The 20545-nt window shown below is 58.6% G+C and carries 16 protein-coding genes; 7 read left to right on the forward strand and 9 right to left on the reverse strand.

Features of this window, described 5'->3' with window-relative positions; translation table 11 throughout:
* Positions 1–661: 661 nt before the first annotated feature.
* Together JSY17_RS18735 and JSY17_RS18740 are read right to left on the reverse strand one after the other, a co-directional pair.
* On the reverse strand, positions 662–2104 hold the full coding sequence (locus JSY17_RS18735; protein ID WP_200979558.1) for a Fic family protein: 1443 nt from the start codon (positions 2102–2104) through the stop codon (positions 662–664).
* Positions 2097–2729 (reverse strand): DUF4062 domain-containing protein, encoded by a 633-nt coding sequence (locus JSY17_RS18740; RefSeq protein WP_117183106.1) that lies wholly within the window; start codon positions 2727–2729, stop codon positions 2097–2099. The genes JSY17_RS18735 and JSY17_RS18740 overlap by 8 nt, the downstream gene beginning before the upstream one ends.
* 231 nt (positions 2730–2960) lie before the next feature.
* Here JSY17_RS18740 and JSY17_RS18745 point away from each other — a divergent pair, with 231 nt between their 5' ends.
* Positions 2961–4589: a methyl-accepting chemotaxis protein gene (locus JSY17_RS18745; protein ID WP_206402672.1), complete on the forward strand. Its 1629-nt coding sequence runs from the start codon at positions 2961–2963 to the stop codon at positions 4587–4589.
* A 4-nt stretch (positions 4590–4593) separates the two neighbouring features.
* Here JSY17_RS18745 and JSY17_RS18750 read toward each other — a convergent pair whose 3' ends face one another.
* The 7 genes from JSY17_RS18750 to JSY17_RS18780 all read right to left on the reverse strand — a co-directional run bounded on the left by JSY17_RS18750 (position 4594) and on the right by JSY17_RS18780 (position 13644).
* Complete coding sequence (locus JSY17_RS18750) at positions 4594–5553, reverse strand: quinone oxidoreductase family protein (protein WP_117183104.1); 960 nt, start codon at positions 5551–5553, stop codon at positions 4594–4596.
* A gap of 166 nt (positions 5554–5719) precedes the next feature.
* Entirely contained in the window at positions 5720–6487 is a 768-nt protein-coding gene (locus tag JSY17_RS18755; RefSeq protein ID WP_200979592.1) for an AraC family transcriptional regulator, read from the reverse strand.
* Positions 6488–6623: 136 nt separating this feature from the next.
* Positions 6624–7928 carry an OprD family porin gene (locus JSY17_RS18760; RefSeq protein ID WP_200999135.1) on the reverse strand — a complete coding sequence of 435 codons (1305 nt, stop codon included), beginning with the start codon at positions 7926–7928 and terminating at the stop codon, positions 6624–6626.
* Between the two features lie 234 nt (positions 7929–8162).
* A complete protein-coding gene (locus JSY17_RS18765) occupies positions 8163–8363 on the reverse strand; it encodes a hypothetical protein (protein ID WP_117167423.1) in 201 nt (66 codons plus the stop codon).
* Positions 8364–8566: 203 nt separating this feature from the next.
* A complete protein-coding gene (aguA, locus tag JSY17_RS18770) occupies positions 8567–9679 on the reverse strand; it encodes an agmatine deiminase (RefSeq protein WP_122370651.1) in 1113 nt (370 codons plus the stop codon).
* Between the two features lie 5 nt (positions 9680–9684).
* Positions 9685–10563, reverse strand: a complete 879-nt coding sequence (gene aguB, locus JSY17_RS18775) for an N-carbamoylputrescine amidase (protein WP_117186739.1) — start codon at positions 10561–10563, stop codon at positions 9685–9687.
* Positions 10564–10731: 168 nt separating this feature from the next.
* On the reverse strand, positions 10732–13644 hold the full coding sequence (locus JSY17_RS18780; protein WP_206402671.1) for an aminotransferase: 2913 nt from the start codon (positions 13642–13644) through the stop codon (positions 10732–10734).
* Positions 13645–13905: 261 nt separating this feature from the next.
* Here JSY17_RS18780 and rfbB point away from each other — a divergent pair, with 261 nt between their 5' ends.
* From rfbB to JSY17_RS18810, 6 genes are all read left to right on the forward strand, one after another.
* Entirely contained in the window at positions 13906–14988 is a 1083-nt protein-coding gene (gene rfbB / locus JSY17_RS18785) for a dTDP-glucose 4,6-dehydratase (RefSeq protein ID WP_206402670.1), read from the forward strand.
* Complete coding sequence (rfbA, locus tag JSY17_RS18790) at positions 14985–15860, forward strand: glucose-1-phosphate thymidylyltransferase RfbA (RefSeq protein WP_117183100.1); 876 nt, start codon at positions 14985–14987, stop codon at positions 15858–15860. Before rfbB ends, rfbA begins: the two co-directional genes overlap by 4 nt.
* The gene (rfbC, locus tag JSY17_RS18795; RefSeq protein ID WP_122370640.1) at positions 15857–16402 is read left to right on the forward strand and encodes a dTDP-4-dehydrorhamnose 3,5-epimerase; all 546 of its coding nucleotides are present in this window, start codon (positions 15857–15859) and stop codon (positions 16400–16402) included. The genes rfbA and rfbC overlap by 4 nt, the downstream gene beginning before the upstream one ends.
* Positions 16403–16705: 303 nt before the next feature.
* Complete coding sequence (locus JSY17_RS18800; protein WP_117186753.1) at positions 16706–18520, forward strand: sensor histidine kinase; 1815 nt, start codon at positions 16706–16708, stop codon at positions 18518–18520.
* The gene (locus JSY17_RS18805; RefSeq protein ID WP_117186736.1) at positions 18517–19902 is read left to right on the forward strand and encodes a sigma-54-dependent transcriptional regulator; all 1386 of its coding nucleotides are present in this window, start codon (positions 18517–18519) and stop codon (positions 19900–19902) included. The genes JSY17_RS18800 and JSY17_RS18805 overlap by 4 nt, the downstream gene beginning before the upstream one ends.
* Complete coding sequence (locus JSY17_RS18810) at positions 19889–20353, forward strand: YiiD C-terminal domain-containing protein (RefSeq protein ID WP_206402668.1); 465 nt, start codon at positions 19889–19891, stop codon at positions 20351–20353. The genes JSY17_RS18805 and JSY17_RS18810 overlap by 14 nt, the downstream gene beginning before the upstream one ends.
* Positions 20354–20545: the final 192 nt, after the last annotated feature.

A 20545-nucleotide genomic window follows, 5' to 3' on the forward strand; every position in this document is an offset into this window, starting at 1 on the left:
CGAAGAATCAATGAACGATTCTTAAAAGTGTAATGAAGATTTTATATTGAATAGTTTGAAAAATAGTTCTTGATTTTTATTACCCACGAATGCGTAACTGGCAAATTTTTATTAAACACTTATGCTGAAATACTTTTTTACAAATCTTGTTTCAATCTTGTGCTTTTTCACCATACTTACCTTCGTGTAAGTACTTTAAATCTTCCGAAAACAAATTAACAGGACTTTTTTCAAAGGCTGGGAAGCAAGCGGAGGGACCCGGCATGAGCAGAAATCCTGACAGAACAAGGCCGCGATGCACGAGCGTATGGGCCAGCGGGAATAAACGTGAGCGCTGACCTGAATGCTGAACGGTTTTCAGGATGGTCTTTACTATTCACGGAGCTTATGACCGGACTCAATAAAAACAGTTCATCGCAACTTCACGGCCAGCGGATACACCTCTTATATTTATTAAACAGGGACTTATAACTCTTGCTATCAAACCATTGCACATACGTGGTTGCCCAGATTTGAAGCAAAGGTATCCAAGCATGAACAATACTGCGTTAAAGCAGACTGACTAAAAAGCCAGCGATAACGCTGGCGCTTCAGAGTCCCAATAATGATCGCTGAAGCTGCAATCCACTGGATCCGCAACTTCCCGGACAGACGCCAATAGCTAGCGTCTATTTTCCAAACGCTTGCGGACAGCACCTCCCAAAGACGTCAGCCGGTATTTCTGGTTACGGCTGGTAGGCTTGTCGGGAACCGTCATGGCGATGACACCCTGCTCCAGCGCCGGAACCAGATACTGCTTGCGGAAGTGCTCGGCATCGCTCAGCTTCAACTGGTGCTGAAGATCCAGGCGGCTCACCTCACCATTCATTGCCAGGACGAGCCTTTCGACTTCCGGGGTGACTTCCGGGGTGACTTCCGGGGTGACTTCCGGGGTGACTTCCGGGGCGAAGAACGTCAGGGTAACCCCGGAAGCTCCCTCTGAATGCCAGACCGGAGCTGGAAGGCCCGCTTCCTCACATGACTGGCGAATCAATACGCTGCCACGGCCGAGCTTTTCCATATAGCCGAGCAGGTAGAGAGCATGGGCAATGTCAGGGTTGCGCAGCACGGAAATATGCCCCTCTTGCAGTTGCTCTGCACTGACCCCTTCAGGCAATCCACCCGAGTTCCAGATCTGTATCTGTAACGGGCTGATTTCCACTTTGATACCCCCGGAAAAACTGCTGTAGTCACGGTGGGCAAAAGCATTGACGATACCTTCGCGGATCGCCATTTCAGGGTACAACGGAAGATCTTCACGCTGAGTACTGTCGCTGCTGAAGCGCGCTCTTGAGGGCGTGTTGCGCATGATGAAGGTGAACAATTGCTCGATCACCTCGGCCATGGGGCCAGCAAAGTGTTGCAGATCCTGGTACTCATTGGCGGTCTTGCTGCTGTAGCAGACAGCCCGCACCCGTGCCTGCGGATGACGCCGCACGGGATCACTGGCAAGCAATACATCGGCGGCATTGGTCATGCGCCCATACTTGGCCAATGACAATAGTTGCAGTTGATGCAACAGCCCTTGTTCCGACTGCTTGGCCTCAAGCGGGATGCGCGGCGCGGAGAGCAACTTGCGGCACGCCGAAGCAGAAAGCAGTTGCTCGTCCAGCTCGGCTGAAAACAGGCGCTCCCAACGTTCAGGCTCAACCTGCTTGCGCAGCACCATATCCCGGATGGTTCCAATATCGGCCTTGCGTGTCTGCTCCCCCTCGCGGATGTAGATATCATTGCGAAAGGCGTATGGAACGTCCTTGCCGGAAGGCACTTCGATCACCAGTACTTGCTTGTCAGCGATATCCTGAACTTCAAACGAAAACAGCACAGGCGGCTGGATCTGGACCTTCAACATGGCTTCCAGCTTTTGAGCTGTCTGTTCTGCGTTTTCAATACCCAGAACCTCTCCGCCCCCGCCAACGCCACACACCAGATATCCGCCCCGCGAATTGAGAAACGCACAAATTTGCGGACCACAGATTTCAGGACGTGCATGACTCTTGAACTCCAGGGTCTGACTTTCACCCAGCAGCAAAAATGCTCTAAGTTCGGCGGGAGTCTTATTCATCATTGTCTCTCAAACGTTGGGCAACATGTTTGCTGTTGCCCAGATGATCCAGCAGCCGTTGTTCGACGTCCTGATATCGCGAGAACTGAGCGACGACAAACAGGTTGGCGTCGTCATCGCGCTCATATTTCTGAACCCAGTTTCCCTGACGCTCATCCAGAGGCAAGTGCTCCATGGTCGCGTCTTCATACATATCAATGACTTTCAAATCAGTGATCGAGGCCGATTTGGGCTTGAGCGCGAGCGTTTGTCTTTCGGCCTGCTTACGATGACCAAGGTCGGCCAGCAAGCGCCGAGCGAATACGACATGGTCATGGGCGAGAAACCAGCGTGGTTTTTTCAGTTCCACAGCCCGTTTTATTTCCTTGTGGGTGATGGAAATACCTGTTCTATCCACTCCGCTGCCATATTGCGGCGTGATGATGCCCAGAAACAAATCGCATTTATCCACTGCCATCAGGCAGCTTTCAAATGCTGACTCTTCGGAAAATACCGGGACGGTGCCCTTGTGCGACATCCACACCTCATACCCGAAGCTGGTCAGCAACGTGTAGACCCGGTCAAGAAGCTCTTCCACACCAAAGACTGTGGAAGACACCATGATTTTCAGCTTTTCCCCATCCATGCGCGGATTGATCCGATCTTGAGTTCAGGGCCGAAAAGTTACAGCGCCTGACCTCACCTGCCTAGTGTCCTGTCACAGAAATAAACGGTTCTCCCGCCAGCCTGCGAAGGCCTCTCCAATCGACATCTGTGATACCTATTTAGCATCACCGTCACATTAAGAAACATCTTGCACGGCCGATGCAGAGTGAATCTGCCACTCCCTCGCTTCGGCTCTCAAGAGAACACAATAATGTCGTTACGAAATCTGGGTATCGCTTCAAGGGCCACTCTGGGATTTGCGCTGATCGCTCTGATCGTGGTGCTGCTCGGTCTGTTGAGCCTGCAGAAACTTCAGTCGTTGAATCAATCGAGCAGCGATATCGGCAAGGGCTGGCTGACCAGTACCCGGTTACTCGGCGAGATGGCCGATACCACCACGCGCTTTCGGACCATGTCGTATTTCGTTCTGGTCAACCGGTCCAAGGCCGATGTCGACAAGGCTGAGGCTCGTCTGAATACCTTGACGCAAAAAGCCAATCAGATCGCCGACAGCTATGCGCCGTTGATCAGCAGCAATGAGGAAGGCGAAGCGTTCAAGCAGTTCAAGGACGCCTTGAAAAACTATCTGCTGGCGCAGGACCGGTTGCGCAAGATTTCCCTGGCCGGTGAAACCGATCAGATCAATGGCTTGATCACCGGTGATCTGAAAGTCTATTCGGACCAGATGGCGCCGCTGCTCGAGAAGCTGATTGCCTTGAACACTGCGGGTGCCAACAAGGCCGTGGAAGACGCCAGCGATCAGTACCAGAACTCGCGCTTCATGATTGCCGGGATGATTGTCGCGGCGGCTTTGCTGACCGTGCTGCTGGCGGTGCTGCTGACTCGCAGCATCGTGCGCCCGCTCATGGAGGCGGTGCAGGTCGCCGAAGATGTGGCGGCTGGCGACCTGAGCAAGAACGTTGTGGTGCAAGGCAACGATGAGGTTTCTCGCCTGCAGCAGGCTTTGAGCGGTATGCAGCTCAATTTGCGTCAGACCATTCAACAGATTTCCGAGTCGGCGACCTTGTTGGCATCTGCGGCCGAAGAGCTGGATGCCGTGACCAATGAGAGCAGCCGCGGGCTTCAGCAGCAGAATAACGAGATCGAGCAGGCAGCCACCGCGGTCAATGAAATGACGGCGGCAGTTGAGGAAGTGGCGCGCAATGCGGTGTCCACCTCCGAGGCTTCGCGGCTTTCCAGTCATTCGGCGCTGGAGGGCCGCAATCGAGTCAGTGAAACCCTGTCCTCCATTCAACAAATGACGCGGGATGTGGCGGTGACCTCCAATCAGGTCCGCTCGCTGGCTCAGCAATCCCAGGCGATTGGCAAAGTGCTGGATGTGATTCAGGCCATTGCGCAGCAAACCAACCTGCTGGCTCTGAACGCGGCCATCGAGGCTGCGCGCGCCGGTGAAGCAGGCCGTGGGTTTGCGGTAGTGGCCGATGAGGTTCGGGCACTGGCGCATCGCACCCAGACATCGGCTCAGGAAATCGAAGTCATGGTGGGCGGCATCCAGAACGATACCGAACAGGCCGTGATATCGATGCAGAACAGCAGTTCCAAGGCCGAAGCGACTCTGGATGTCGCTCAAAGCGCAGGGCAGGCACTGGAAGAAATCACCCAGGCCATCAATGAAATCTCCGAACGCAATCTGGTCATTGCCAGTGCCGCCGAGGAGCAGGCACAAGTGGCGCGGGAGGTTGATCGCAACCTGGTGAACATTCGCGACCTCTCGTTGCAAAGCACAACCGGTGCCGATCAAACCACCACTGCCAGCCATGAGCTGTCACGCCTGGCAGTGGACCTGAACAAGATGGTGACCCGCTTCAAGGTTTCATGATGCGTCAGGGGATGAGGATGACCTTCTCTCCCCTGCCCTCATTCACTTCGGCATAACGCGCCAGCCCTTCGCTCAAGGGCGACTCAAGCAACCCGTCTGGCAGTTCCAGCAATCCTTGATCGAAGAACTGCCCGAACTGGTTGAGCATCCCGGCGCAGGCCTGGCAGTCGTAGAGCAGCGAATTGATGCCGACCACCGAACCGCCCTTGCGATACAGCGCCAGGGCTGGCAGTTGCACATGTCCGTCGACAGGCGCGGCGATGATTGCGATGCGGCCAAAGGTGGCCAGCGCCGGTACGGCAGCGGGCAGCCAGAAACCGGTGGTGTCGAAGATCACGTCTGCGCCACCCTTGAAGGTTTCGTTGACCTGACTGGCAAGGCCTTGCGGCGCGTCGAGCAGAATCCCGTCGAAACCTGCGGCTTGCAGGTTTTCCAGGTGCTCGGGACGACGCACCGCACCCAGCACCTGAGCGCCAAGTATCTTGCCCAACGCCATGGCCGCGCTGCCGACCGCACCGTTCGCTCCAATCACCAGCAAACGGGTATCGCGCGCCACAAGGCTGCGTTGCAGTGCGTCCCATGCGGTGGTGTAAGGCACGCCGAGGCTGGCGGCTTGTGCAAAGCTCAGGGCTTTGGGTTTGAGAGCAACGCCCTGAGCAGGCAAGGCCAGAAATTCGGCATGAGAGCCATCCCGAAAAAATCCCGGCTCCTTGCCGGTTCCCCAGACTTCCTGGCCCAGCAGCGCTTGCGGACCTTCGATAACCACTCCGGCGAAGTCGCGTCCCGGGATGCGTGGCAGTGTGGTGTAAGGGAAACGTCCCAGCACGTTCTTCACATCGCTGGGGTTCAGGCCTGCGGCTTTCACCTGGATCAGGACTTCGCCTTCACCGGCTACGGGCTTGGGCAGTTCGACGAACTCAAGGGCCGCGAGGTCGCCGGTTCGGGAAAATTGCAGGGCTTTCATGGATGTCTCCGCACAAGTCATGGAATGCGCAGAGTGTAGAGAGGGACTCAAAAGGCTATCGGCCAAGGGCTTCTGGATATCGGTCAGATGGAGGCGAAACCGATCTCATCAAAAAACACATGTTCTGCAGGATCTGATTTATCCGGTCCCACAGGGCAGCGTAGTGTCAAGGGATGCGGTATTGCGAGGGGGACATGCCCAGCTCTCGGCGGAACATGTCACTGAAACTGCTGGGACTGTAGCCCAATGAGCGGGCAATGCGACTGACCGGTACACCCTGAATGATTTCCGCCACGGCGGTCGCCAGTTGCACTTGTCTGCGCCACTCGGCAAAGCCCATGCCCAGCACGCCCTGAAACAGACGGGACAGGGTGCGTACGCTGGCACCGGCGTTTTCGGCATGCTGCTCGAAGGAAATATTCAGCGAAGGTTCGCTCATGACCGCCTGGCAGAGGTTCATCAGGCGTCGATCCGAGCCATCGGGCATCGGGACTTTCAGCACGGAGCGTCTGGCTCGCTGCAGTTCCAGCAAGGCCAGATTGACCAGCGCGTCGTAGTAGTGCGGTTCAAGATCCCGGTCCAGTGCGACCAGAGTCAGGATCAGCTCACGCAGCAAACCACCCACTTCAAAGACCTGAACCGAGCGTTCCAGGGTCTGGGCAATGGCCGGGCGCAGGTAGATATTGCGCATCTCCAGCTCGGAAACCACGCGGATGCCGTGTTCGACACCCGGCGGCAACCACACCGCCCGTTGTGGCGGGACCACCAGCGCCTCCAGCGGTGTCTCGACCCACATCACGCCCGACATCGCATACAGCACCTGACCCCATTCATGGTCGTGAGGCTCGATGTAATGCCCACGCGGGTAGGTACGCGCAAGCGGTTGCACGGGAATGGCAATATCGGTGAGGTCGGGTGGAGCGGCGAGAGCCATGGGCGTGATCGGTGTGTGCGGGGATGGGCGAATGGTAGCCGACATTCTTTGCACGTCGCCATTGATCACGGCCCATAAAAAATGCCCCGATCCAGGGACCGGGGCATTTTCGAACAGCGGTTACACAGTCACGTCATTAGAAGACGTTGATTGGGTAATCCACGAAGACACGCACTTCGTTACCTTCGCTGTTGTAACCCTGAGCGTCAGCGGAAACACGCAGGATCGAGCTACGCAGGCGCACGGACAAGTCCTTGGCCGGGCCGCCCTGTACCACGTAAGTCAGCTGGTTGAAGAACTCACGCTCGGTGCCATTGCCGCTGCCCGGAGTGCCGTCGTCGATGTTGTCGCCGCGCACGTAGGCAGTCTTGTAGCTCAGGCCTGGAGTGATCAGGCTGGACAGGTCGACGCCGTAGGCCACTTGCCACGAACGCTCGTCCTTACCGTTGAAGTCAGACCAGTAGGAGTTGGCCAGGTAGATGGTGTTACCGCCATCACCGAAACCACCGGCATTGCGGTAGCCGCCATAGTTGTAGCCGGTTTCACCGGTGCTGCGCTGGTGAGCCAGGGTGAAGGAGTGGATACCCACAGCCCAGGTCGCCGCCAGACTCCAGATCTTGTTGTCGCGAGCATCAGAAGCAGCGATTTCTTTATCCAGCTTGGTCTTGTAGCCGTTGAAGTCCAGAGTCAGAGACTGGTCTTGTGGCAGAGCGAAGACGTAGTTCAGGTTCAGGTACTGCTTCTTGAGAACGTCTTCGTTGTCGGAAGCGTAAGCTGCGGCGCTGAAAGCATCGGTGAACTTGTAGCTGGCACCATAGACGTTGATGCTTTTCAGATCACCGCTGTCACGACCTTCAGCGCTCTTGCGAGCCTGCTGAGTGAAACGACCGGCAACCAGTTCCAGGCCCTCGATCTCTTTGGAAGTGATCATGGTACCGGTGTAACTTTCCGGTAACAGGCGCGAGTTATCGTAGCTCAGCACTGGCAGCTGAGGCATTTGATCGCCGTACTTGAGGACAGTGTTGGAAACGCGGAATTTTACCGCTGCGCCAGCACGGCTCAGGTTATGGTTCGATGAGGTAGCAATGTTGTTGCCATTGGCGTCAACGCCATCGCTACCTGGTTTGAAGAAGTCGATACCGCCAGCGCCGCTACGACCGTTACCGCCGTCCAGACGAAGGGCATACAGACCGAATGCATCAACGCCCACACCCACAGTGCCCTGGGTGAAACCGGACGTGAAGTTGCCCATGAACGCCTGGCCCCACTCAGCCTTATCTGGCTGACCGTTCTTGTAGTCACGGTTGATGTAAGCGTTGCGCAGATTGATGGTCAAGTGGCTGTCGTCGATGAAGCCCTTGGAATCTGCTTGCCCCTGCGCCATTGCCTGGCTGGCGCTGATAATGCCCAGAGCGAGCAAACCGATACGTTTATTAAACATCTTGTTTTCCTTCTTTACGGATTGACACGCGCCGTGGCGGCTTCCCTGAGAGAGGGCGACCGAGGATTTCTGACTTTGGGCGAAAGTACAGAAGACCGAACGAAATCATCGCAGCGGACTACAGATGGACGTACATGGCGTATAGCCACAAGCGGTGGGACGTGAATCCTAGTCCCAAGGCTTGAGGGGTGTCAAACATGGAGAGGGCCGTCTTAGAAGGGTCCTACGCGATAATCAGTCTTTCAGTACGCCCAACAGAGCCTCTAGTTCCGCATCGTTGAACAGACCTGCCGGATAGCGCTGCAGAAGCATTGCGCGCACATCTGGCCGGGGTTTCGGGAGTTTGGTCGTCCTTAACCAATCCGCCATCATCTGGCGAGCCTCGTAACTAGCAGACAAACCACGAGCATTATGCCGGTTGATACCTGCGTTCATAATGACAACCTCTTGAGCCATGAGGGGCTAAATCTACGGACGCTTTGTGACAGAAAAACGAAAAAAACCTCCCGCTATTTACCCACCGTCGGGCCAGACTCAAGGTAATTGCTACAAAGCGTTACCCAAAAAAAAGCCTATCGGTAGATAGGCTTAGTGCAGCAAAAACAGGACCATTTGCCAGTTACGCATGTAAGCAAATGTTACAGAAGCGTCTTCCGGGGAGCGGGTTGCTGTTGGGTCAGGCAGTGGATATTGCCTCCGCCCAGCAGCAATTCACGGCCAGGTGCCATCACCACTTCATGCTCCGGAAACAGCCGTTGCAGGATTTCACGGGCCGTCTCGTCCATCGGATCATCGAAGCTCGGTGCAATGATGCCGCCGTTGACGATCAGAAAGTTCACATAAGAGCCCGCCAGACGCACCGAAGGGTCGCGCTCCTGACTGCCGTGCACCTTGTCGACGCCTGCGCATTCCTCTTCGGTCGCGAACAACGGACCGGGAATGGGCATCTTATGGACGGTGATTTCACGCCCTTTGGCATCACGGGTGTTTTCCAAAATACTCAACGCTGCGTGACAACGTGTGTAGTTGGGGTCTTTGGGATCATCGGTCCAGGCCAGCAACACCTCACCCGGACGCACGTAGCAGCAGAAGTTATCCACATGCCCGTCCGTCTCGTCGTTGAACAGGCCATCGGGCAGCCAGATGACCTTGTCCACCGCCAGATTGTCGCTGAGCACCGCTTCGATCTGCTCGCGGGAAAGGTTCGGGTTGCGGTTGCGATTGAGCAGGCATTCTTCAGTGGTAATCAGCGTGCCTTCGCCATCGACATGGATCGAGCCGCCTTCGAGCACGAAGCCTTCGGTGACATAACGCGGGCAACGCTCGATTTCCAGGACCTTGCTTGCCAGTTGCGAGTCCAGGTTCCACGGCGAATACAGGCCGCCGTCGAAACCGCCCCAGGCATTGAAGTCCCAGTCCACACCGCGTACTTCGCCCTGATCGTTGATGACGAAGGTCGGGCCGGTATCGCGCACCCAGGCATCGTCATTGCTGATTTCCACCACACGAATATTGGGCATGTCGAGGTGGGCACGGGCGTTGTCATACTGCCTGGCAGAAACCGCGACCGTGACCGGTTCGAAACGGGCAATCGCCTTGGCGATGGCAACATGGGCAGCCTGCGCGGGCTTGCCGCCCAGGCGCCAGTTGTCGGGACGCTCCGGCCAGACCATCCAGACCTGAGTCTGTGGCGCCCATTCGGCGGGCATGTGGAAACCGTCAGCGCGCGGCGTGCTCTTGAGCGTCGTCATGGCCATCAGGACTCCAGCGAGCCGTCGAGGGTCTTGATCGCGCCGTACAGGTTCGGGCGACGGTCGCGGAAGGTGCCCCAGGCGCTGCGAATGTGCTCCAGTTCGTCCAGGTCGAAGGTGTGGACCAGCACGCCTTCTTCGGTTTCATCGAGTTCGGCGACTTTTTCACCGAACTGGTTGGCGATGAACGACGAGCCGTAGAAGGTGATGTCGTAGCCGTCCTGCTCTTCGTTGCCGATACGGTTGCTGGCGATCAGCGGCATCAGGTTGGCACCGGCATGGCCCTGTTGCACGCGCTGCCAGTGATCGCGGGAGCTGATGGTCTTGTCATGCGGCTCGCTGCCGATGGCGGTCGGGTAGAACAGGATTTCCGCACCCTGCAACGCCATGCTGCGGGCGCACTCCGGGAACCACTGGTCCCAGCAGATGCCCACGCCGATTTTCGCGTAACGGGTCTGCCAGACCTTGAAGCCGGTATCGCCCGGGTTGAAGTAATACTTTTCGTGATAGCCGGGGCCGTCCGGGATGTGGCTCTTGCGGTAGATGCCCAGGTTGGTGCCGTCTGCATCGATGATCGCGATGGTATTGAAGCGCGCACGCCCCGCCAGCTCGAAGAAGCTGATGGGCAGCACCACTTGCAGTTCGCGAGCGATGTTCTGGAAGTGCTTGATCGCAACGTTGGATTCCACGCTGGTCGCCAACTGCAGATAGTCCGGGTTGGGCTTCTGGCAGAAGTACGGCATCTCGAACAGTTCCTGGATCAGGATGATCTGCGCACCCTTGGCAGCAGCCTCACGTACCAGCTTTTCAGCGGTTTCGATATTGGCTTCCAGATCCCAGGAACAGGCCATCTGGGTGGCGGCGACGGTGACGATACGGCTCATGGAAATGCCTCCTGGGCGGGCTCATGTAAAAAGCGTGGGAGCGAATACATTCGCTCCCACAGATATCAGTAAACAGTTGCCGTTTTATAACGGATAAAAATCGGCTTTTGAAGTGGATAACGACTCAAAATCAAATAAAAGTCCAATTTAAGCCGATACCCATCGAGTTCATTCCAGTTCGCTCAACACCTTGGACACACTCTCGACGAAAAATTCCACGCTTTGCCGGGTGGTGCACATGGGCGGTTTGATCTTGAGAATGTTCAGATAATCGCCGGTCGGCTGCATGAAAATGCCCAGTTCACGCAGGCGGTCACACAGTTGTGCGGTTTCTTCGGTGGCCGGTTCCAGGGTCTGACGGTCCCGGACGAATTCGACACCCAGATAGAAACCCATGCCATGCACAGCGCCCACCAGCGGATGTTTATCGGCCAATGCCTCCAGTCGCGCCTTGAAGTGGTCACCGACCTGACGGGCGTTTTCCCACAGATTTTCTTCCTCCATCACATCCAGCACCGCCATGCCGATCCGGCAACTGACCGGGCTGCCGCCGGATGACGAGAAGAAATAGCCCTCGGCTTCCAGCGCTTCGGCAATTTCGCGACGGGTAATGACCGCGCCCAGCGGGTGACCATTGCCCATGCCCTTGGCCATGGTGATGATGTCCGGCACCACGTTCTGTTCTTCAAAGCCCCAGAAATAATGGCCCAGGCGTCCATAACCCACCTGCACCTCATCGGCGATGCACACGCCGCCCTGCGCCCGGACTTTCTGGTAGACCTGTTGCAGATAACCCGGCGGCAGGGAAATCCCGCCGGCATTGCCATACACCGGTTCGCAGATGAACCCCGCCACCTGCCGCTGTTGTTCGGCCAGCGCCGCCAGTGTCTGTTCGACACTGCGCACGTAGTCCGGCGTGCTTTCGCTGCCTCGATATGGCCCGCGATAGGTATTGGGAGCCGTCACCGGATGCACCCAGTCCGGGCGCGTGCTCAATGCCTGGGGGTTGTCGGCAATCGAGGTGGAAATGGCGTCGGTAGCCACTGACCAGCCGTGATAGGCCTCCAGCACGCTGAGCATGTCGCGCCCGCCGCTGTAGGCCCAGGCCAGACGAATCGCCAGGTCATTGGCTTCTGTACCGCTGTTGACCAGAAACACACGGTCCATCCCTTCGGGTGCCAGTTTGAGCAGGCGCTCGGAAAACTCGACGATGGCGGCGTAATGAAAGCGGGAATTGGTGTTGAGCAGCGACCACTGGCGCCCGGCTTCGTGAGCCATGCGCGGATGGCCATGACCCAGCACCGCCACGTTATTGAGCATGTCCAGGTAGGAGCGGCCCTGCATGTCGATCAAGTGATTGCGCCAGCCCCGCTCGATCTGCGGCGGAGCCTGGTAATAATGCTTCTGCGAGCGAGCGAAGCTGGCATCACGGCGGGTCAACAATTCGGGAGCGTCCATAACGACAGGCGCATCGCAATCGAACCCGAGCAAGGTCGCGGGCGACGGGCTCAGCACTCGCCATGCATCCGCCCGTGACGCTGTGGTAAACAGTGGCGGGTTCAGTTCGGCATCGGTGCAAAGCTGCAACAGCAGGGAACCACCGCCCTGCCCGATCACATCCCCCGCCGCCACGAGGCTTCCAGGCTTCAGGTCTGTCACGGCCCCCCACAACCTGACGCTCAGCACATCCCCCACCAGCCATAAAGCGGCATCGGCCGTCAGGCGCAGGGTTGCGTTGAAGGGCGCATGCAGAGGCGTTTCGGCTGGCAAATGCAGCTCGACGTGCAAGGCGAAGGTGTCAGGCTCTGTAGCGCTGTCGGGCACGGTGCGTGACAGGCGATATTCACCGAAACGACTGGCTGCCTGACCGGTACGGGCGGCAGCTTCCATCAGCAAGCGCTCGTCGATACCGCTCTGCTCCCAGTTCCCGGCCACAAAATGCTCGCTGAGCACACCCAGGTCGACGGTCTGGAATTCACGGCCAGCCAGACTGGGCAGCAATGGGAAGTAGATCGGCTGTGCAACAGTCACCGGCTCGATACCGACCGCCTGCAGAATCGCCGCTTCCATCAACTGCATCGGCACCGAAGTCGCCACCTCGAAGATGCCCCATTCGCCTTCCAGATTGGCCTGGATATAGGCGTTGTCCGGCTCGACACTGGCCTGCTGTTCACTGCTGAGCACCAGCACCGCCGAGCGGGCGACGATCAATGGCCACAAGGCCTGCAATTCTGCGGTCTTCAGCGGATTGATGGCGTGGTAGGCGCGAATCGCCGGCAGGATGTAGAACGGATCGCCTTCAGCATGATGCAGCAACGCGGCGCAGGTGACCGACAGATCCGCCACACGCCAGGTGGTGACCAGATCCCCGAAATCGATCAGACCTTGCAGTTGCCAGCGCCGCTCCACATCCCGGGTCCAGACCACATTGTGCTCGGTGATATCCAGATGGACGGCCTGAATCGGCAGCTCCGGGATCAGTGGCAGCAAACGCTTCTGCGCCTGCTCGGCGGCTTCCGTGAGGCAGATACGCTCATTGGCGTTCGAGATCACCGGCAGCAGGTGCCTGATCAGGGCCTGGGCATGCCGGGGGTCCCATTGCAGAATGCGCTCAAGACCGGGATGTTCAAAGGCTGCAAGCGCCTGATCAACCTGTGCACACAGCTCGCCCAGGCCGGCCACCACCTCATGGCTCAGATGCTGGACATGGCCCAGAGACTGACCGTCGATAAACTCCAGCAAACGCACATGAACGGCCCGCCCATCGACGTCCAGAGACAGCAACTGCTCGGTGCTGTTGGCACGGATCACGCCCGGCACGCGCACGGCCGAATGGCTGGCCAGGTGCTGTAACGCCGCATGCTGGGCGTCCAGCTCCACCGTGGAGTAATCGCCGTGACAAATCTTCAGCACATAGCGGCGTTGCCCGGTGTCGAGCAGAAAGTTGCGATCCTGCTGGCTGCCCAGCTCTTTCAGAGACCCGCTCAACCCGTAATGCTGCTCAAGCAGTTGCAGGGCCTGGTCGGTATCCACCTGCGGACAAGGCAGGCTGGAGCGGCGGATAAGCGTAGCGAGCGGCATGTAACAACCTCGTTCTTGTTATGATCCCCGGCCAGTTCGGCAGCGGCATTCCAATCGAGCAACTATAGGGTGCCTGATCTTCGTCACCAACTACTGTTCAGTGAACGGACGGCGGTTTTATGGCGACCGGGCTGCGATCCATCAATTTTTTTCATTACGTGAACGCCCGGATATTGTCCGATGCTGTCTGCATACCGCATGTCGCAATGCGACAGGCTATGCTGCATAACGATCAAGACCTACTACAGAGAAGACCCGATCATGCGCATACTCGTGACCGGTGGAGCAGGCTTTATCGGCTCTGCATTGATCCGACATCTGATACAGAACACAGAGCACGAAGTCCTCAACTTCGACAAGCTGACCTACGCGGGCAATCTTGAATCACTGAGCTGTATCGCGACCGACACACGTTATGAATTCGTACAGGCCGATATCTGTGATCAGGCCAGAGTCCGTGCCGTGCTCGAACGGTTCGAGCCTCACGCCATCATGCATCTGGCGGCCGAGTCCCATGTGGATCGCTCCATCGATGGCCCGGGCGATTTCATCCAGACCAACATCGTCGGCACCTACAGCTTGCTGGAGGCGGCTCGTGGCTATTGGCTGACATTGCCCGAGGCCGAGCGCCGGGTCTTTCGCTTCCATCACATTTCAACCGATGAAGTGTACGGCGACCTGCATGGCGTCGATGACCTGTTCACCGAAACCACGCCCTATGCGCCCAGCTCGCCCTACTCCGCCAGCAAGGCGGCTTCGGACCATCTGGTGCGGGCCTGGCATCGCACGTACGGGCTGCCGGTGATCGTGACCAATTGCTCGAACAATTACGGGCCGTTTCATTTCCCCGAAAAACTGATCCCGCTGATGATTCTCAACGCGCTGGCCGGCAAGCCGCTGCCTGTATACGGCGACGGCCAGCAGGTCCGTGACTGGCTGTATGTCGAGGATCACGCCCGGGCACTGCTCAAGGTGGTGACCGAGGGTCTGGTCGGCGAGACCTACAATATCGGCGGGCATAACGAGCAGAAGAACATCGATGTGGTGCGCGGCATCTGTGCCTTGCTGGAAGAACTGGCGCCGACACGTCCTGCGGGTGTGGAGCACTTCAGCGATCTGATCACTTACGTGGTCGACCGTCCCGGCCACGATCAGCGCTACGCCATCGATGCCGGCAAGATCGAACACGAACTGGGCTGGACGCCTGTCGAAACCTTCGACTCAGGGCTGCGCAAGACCGTGAAGTGGTATCTGGATAACCTGGACTGGTGCCGCAGGGTTCAGGATGGCAGTTATCAGGGAGAACGACTGGGCTTCACTGACCACAAGGATCTGATCGCATGACCAAGGGAATCGTACTGGCCGGGGGCTCGGGTTCACGCCTGCACCCGATCACGCTGGGCATCTCCAAGCAACTGCTGCCGGTCTATGACAAACCGATGATCTACTACCCGATTTCGGTGCTGATGCTGGCCGGTATCCGGGAAATCCTGATTATCTCCACGCCTCTGGATTTGCCGCAGTACCGCAAACTGCTGGGCGACGGCAGCCAGTTCGGCGTAAGCTTTCACTACGCCGAGCAGCCCAGGCCCGATGGTCTGGCGCAGGCGTTCCTTATCGGGGAAGAGTTCATCGGCAATGACTCGGTATGCCTGATTCTGGGGGACAACATCTTCCACGGTCAGCATTTCAGCGAGCAACTGCAAAAAGCCGCGGCAAATACCAAAGGTGCCACGGTGTTCGGCTACTGGGTAAAAGATCCGGAGCGCTTCGGTGTCATCGATTTCGACGATGAAGGCCGTGCGCTGTCCATCGAAGAAAAACCCGGAGCTCCAAAATCCAACTACGCGGTCACAGGTTTGTATTTCTACGATAACGAAGTGATCCGGATCGCCAGGGACGTCAAGCCGTCACCACGCGGCGAACTGGAAATCACCGATGTGAACAACGCCTATCTGCAGCGCGGCGAGTTGCGGGTCGAACGCTTCGGGCGGGGCTTTGCCTGGCTCGATACCGGGACCCATGACAGCCTGCTCGATGCCTCGGCGTATGTGCAGACCATCGAACATCGACAAGGCCTGAAGGTTGCCTGCCTTGAAGAAATCGCTTATCAGAATGACTGGATAGACCGTAAACATTTACTGCACCGTGCCGATTATTTTGGCAAGACCGGTTACGGCCAGTATCTGTTCCAACTTGCAGGGGAACGTAAGTGAAAGTGACAACTACAAAGTTGCCAGATGTCTTGATCATCGAACCCAAAGTGTTCGGTGACGAGCGCGGCTTCTTCTACGAAAGCTACAACGCCAGGGCTTTTTTCGAAGCGACCGGTATCAAGCCGGACTTCGTCCAGGACAACCATTCGCGCTCGCAGAAAGGCGTACTGCGTGGCCTGCATTACCAGATCGAAAACGCCCAGGACAAACTGGTGCGTGTCACGGCAGGCGAAGTTCTGGATATCGCCGTGGATATCCGCCGCAGTTCTCCGACATTCGGCCAATGGGCAGGAGTACGCCTGTCGGCTGAAAACGGTCGCCAGTTGTGGGTCCCCAAAGGCTTCGCCCATGGCTTCGTGGTGCTGAGCGACTACGCAGAGTTCCTGTACAAGACCACCGATTACTACACCCCTTCCGCCGAACGCTGCATTCGCTGGGACGATGCCGACCTGGCCATCGACTGGGAGCTGAGCGGCGCACCGCAACTGTCGGCCAAGGACCAGCAAGGCAAGAACCTGAAAGACGCTGACCTGTTTGCATGAGTGCCTCTGGGTCCGGCGACAGGCATAATGCGTTTTTCTGATACGCCTGTTCCGACGCGATCGTGAGGTTCGCGAATGAGTTCACTCCCCAAGGGACGAGCTCATTCGTTCTGTCCGCATTAAGTGTTGCAAATCAGCGAGAGGACTGTGGGAGACAGCTTTCTGGCGACTAGACCCTGTCGCCGGCAAGCCGCCTCCCACAATATGACCAGCGCTGTGCCAGAAACACCACAACACTTAATGCAGACAGAGCCAACTCATTCGCGAAAACAGGCCGGCAAACCCTTTGGCCATCGCCCGGACATGACAACCAGACCCGCCATTCCCCAACGTCCCCGCTGGCGCAGCCTCGCCCTTCTGGCCTTGTGCCTGGCCCCTTTGCTGTGGCCGCTCGAACACCTTGCCGAACGCTATTACCGAAGCGAACTGGCCAGCCAGAATCGCCAGACCCTGGACCTGTACGTGGCCAGCCTGCTGGGCACCCTGCACCGCTACGAGACCCTGCCCCAGATTCTCGCCGACCTGCCGGCCCTGCATGATGTGCTGGCCCGGCCTGGCGATCCGGCGACACAACAGCACGCCAATCAGCTACTCAAGGACATCGTCCGGCAAACCGGCGCAGACGTCATGTACCTGATGGACCGCAACGGCCTGACCATAGCGGCCTCCAATTCGGAGCAACCCGACCGATTCATAGGCCGCAACTTTTCGTTCAGGCCTTACTTCAGCGATGCGTTGGCCGGGAAACTGGGGCGCTTCTTCGGCCTGGGTACCACCTCGGTCAAGCGTGGTTACTTTTTCGCCGCGCCGGTCAGTGACAACGGCGAGGTCACGGGCGTGCTGGTGGTCAAGGTCGATCTGGACCACACCGAAACCCTGTGGGGCAAGACGCCCGAACAACTGCTGCTCACCGATCAGAACGGCGTGGTGATCCTGACTTCCAACCCGGAATGGCGCTTCCGGGCAACGCGCGAACTGAGCGAGGAAGAAAAGAAAGCCATCGTCGCCATACAGCCTTATCCGACCCGCGACCCAAAGCCGCTCAAGCTCGATGAACGGGCCTGGCTGACCCAGACCCGCTCGATTGCCGAAACCGACTGGAACGTCAGCATCCTTGCGCCCCGTGTGCTGCTCGACCGGCAAGTGCGCACCGTGGTTGCGATTGGTGGCGCAGGCCTGCTGGTGCTGATGTCGCTGCTGGGCCTGATGATGCAGCGCCGACGTCACTATCTGGATCGCATCGCCTTCGAGGCCAAGGCCCGGCGTGAACTTGAAATGCGCGTCATGGAACGCACCAGCGACCTGGAAGGCCTCAACAGCCGACTCAAGCAGGAAGTTCTGGAGCGCGAGCAGGCTCAGCAGGAGCTGGTGCGCGCCCAGGATGAACTGGTGCAGGCCGGTAAGCTTTCGGCACTGGGCACCATGTCGGCCAGTATCAGCCATGAACTCAACCAGCCGCTGGCGGCGATTCGCAGCTATGCCGAAAACGCCGAAGTGCTGCTGGATCACCAGCGTACCGAGGACGCTCGCGGCAACCTGAAGCTGATCAGCGAACTGACCGGCCGCATGGCATCGATCATCGCCCATCTGCGCGCCTTCGCACGTAGGGACCGGCACGCGCCGGAAAGCGTTGCGCTGCAACCGGCACTGGAAGATGCACTGGCGTTGCTGGCCAAGCGACGCCGCGCCATGGAAGTCGAACTGATCCGCGATCTGCCGGACGCGACCCTGTGGGTTCAGGCCGGTGAAACCCGGTTGCGTCAGGTATTGGGCAACCTTCTGGCCAATGCGCTGGATGCCCTGACCGAAAAAGGCCCGCCCCGCAGGCTGTGGATAAGTGCCGAAGCCACAGACGAGGGCGTCAACCTGTACATTCGCGACAATGGCTCGGGCTTTACTCCGGAAGCACTGGCCCGGGCTCGCGAACCGTTTTTCACCACCAAGACCCGCACTCAGGGCCTGGGGCTCGGGCTGGCGATCTGCGATACGCTGATGCGCGCCCTGGGCGGCGAGCTGCTGTTCGCCAATCACCCGACCGGTGGTGCATTGCTCACCCTGCGTCTGCGCGCCGGTTCTTCCGGAGCCAACCTTCAACCGCCAGAGGATCTTTCCGCATGAGTTCGGACACCGCCATCGACAGCCAGATTCAAGTGGTGCTGATCGACGACGACTCGCACCTGCGCCAGGCCTTGAGCCAGACGCTCGACCTGGCGGGCCTGAAAGTCCTGCCACTGACCGAGGCCAACGGGCTGGCCAGTCGTATTGGCCGCGACTGGCCGGGCGTCATCGTCAGCGATATCCGCATGCCCGGCATGGATGGCCTGGAGCTGTTGAGCCACCTGCACAGCCAGGACCCGGAGTTGCCGGTGTTGCTGATCACCGGCCATGGCGATGTCCCGCTGGCGGTTCAGGCGATGCGCGCCGGGGCTTACGACTTTCTCGAAAAACCTTTCGCCAGCGATGCCTTGCTCGACAGCGTGCGTCGGGCGCTGGCCCTGAGGCGTCTGGTGCTGGATAACCGTAGCCTGCGGCTGGCCTTGAGTGATCGCCAGCAACTGAGTACCCGGCTGGTGGGTCAGTCCACGCCTATGCTGCGCCTGCGCGAGCAGATCGGCGCACTGGCAGCGACCCGGGCTGATGTCCTGATCCTGGGTGAAACCGGCGCTGGCAAGGAAGTGGTGGCCAGGGCCTTGCACGACCTGTCCAACCGGCGCAACGGTCCGTTCGTGGCGATCAACGCCGGGGCGCTGGCCGAGTCGGTGGTAGAAAGCGAGCTGTTCGGTCATGAGCCGGGCGCTTTCACCGGCGCGCAAAAGCGCCGCATCGGCAAATTCGAGTTCGCCAATGGCGGCACGCTGTTTCTCGACGAAATCGAAAGCATGAGCATGGACGTGCAGGTCAAACTGCTGCGCTTGTTGCAGGAGCGTGTGGTCGAGCGCATGGGCAGCAACCAGCAGATCCCGCTGGATATCCGCGTGATTGCCGCCACCAAGGAAGACTTGCGTCAGGCCGCCGATCAAGGGCGCTTCCGGGCGGACTTGTATTACCGGCTGAATGTCGCTTCGCTGCGCATCCCGCCGCTGCGTGAACGGGGCGAAGACGCGCTGATGCTGTTCGAGCATTACGCCGATGCCGCCAGCATGCGCCATGGCATTCCCAAACATGAACTCACTCCAGGCCAGCGCGCTCTTTTGCTGCGCCACAACTGGCCGGGCAACGTGCGCGAGTTGCAGAACGCCGCCGAGCGCTTCGCTCTGGGCCTGGAGCTGGAACTGGAAGGCAGCACCACGCCGGACGCCGCACCGGTCAGTGGCGGCTTGAGCGACCAAGTGGAAAGTTTCGAGCGCGCCCTGATTGCTGCCGAACTGACCCGCCCGCACAGTTCGGTCCGCAGCCTGGCCGAAGCGCTGGGTCTGCCGCGCAAGACCCTGCACGACAAGCTGCGCAAACACGGCCTGAGTTTTGGCGACAGCAATGGAGCAGCCGATGAGCTCGACTGAGCAGCCCGCACAGGCGCTGGAGCGCATCCTTCACCACGACATCCCGCTGACTCGCGAAATGGGCATGCGAGTCATCGACTGGCAGCACCACAGGCTGCGCCTGCATCTGCCGCTGGCCCCCAATATCAATCACAAAAGCACGCTGTTCGGCGGCAGTCTGTATTGCGGCGCGGTGCTGGCGGGTTGGGGCTGGCTGCATCTGCGGCTGCAGGAAGCCGGAGTCGACGATGGGCATATCGTGATTCAGGACGGCCAGATCAGCTATCCGCTACCGGTTCGCGGCGACGCCATTGCCTTGTGCGACGCACCGGATGATGCACAGTGGAACAAGTTCATCGCCACCTATCAGCGCCGCGGCCGTGCGCGCCTGACTTTGCAGACCCGTATCACGGCTCAGAACAGCGATGTGGATGCGGTGAGGTTTACCGGACAGTTTGTGCTGCATCGGTGATGCCAGCACTTTGAGCGAATTTATTGGCTCTGTCCTCGTTAAGTGTTGCAAGTCAGTCAGAGTACCGGGGGGGGGGGGGGGGGGGGGGGGGGGGGGGCGCCGGGCGCCCAACACCCCGCCCCACCCCCCGCCGCAGAGGGGGCCGGTGACACACAAAAAAGAAAAAGAAAGGAACCACAAAAAGAAAAAGAG

It is taken from the genome of Pseudomonas capsici (assembly GCF_017165765.1).
Taxonomy (GTDB): Bacteria; Pseudomonadota; Gammaproteobacteria; order Pseudomonadales; family Pseudomonadaceae; genus Aquipseudomonas; species Aquipseudomonas capsici.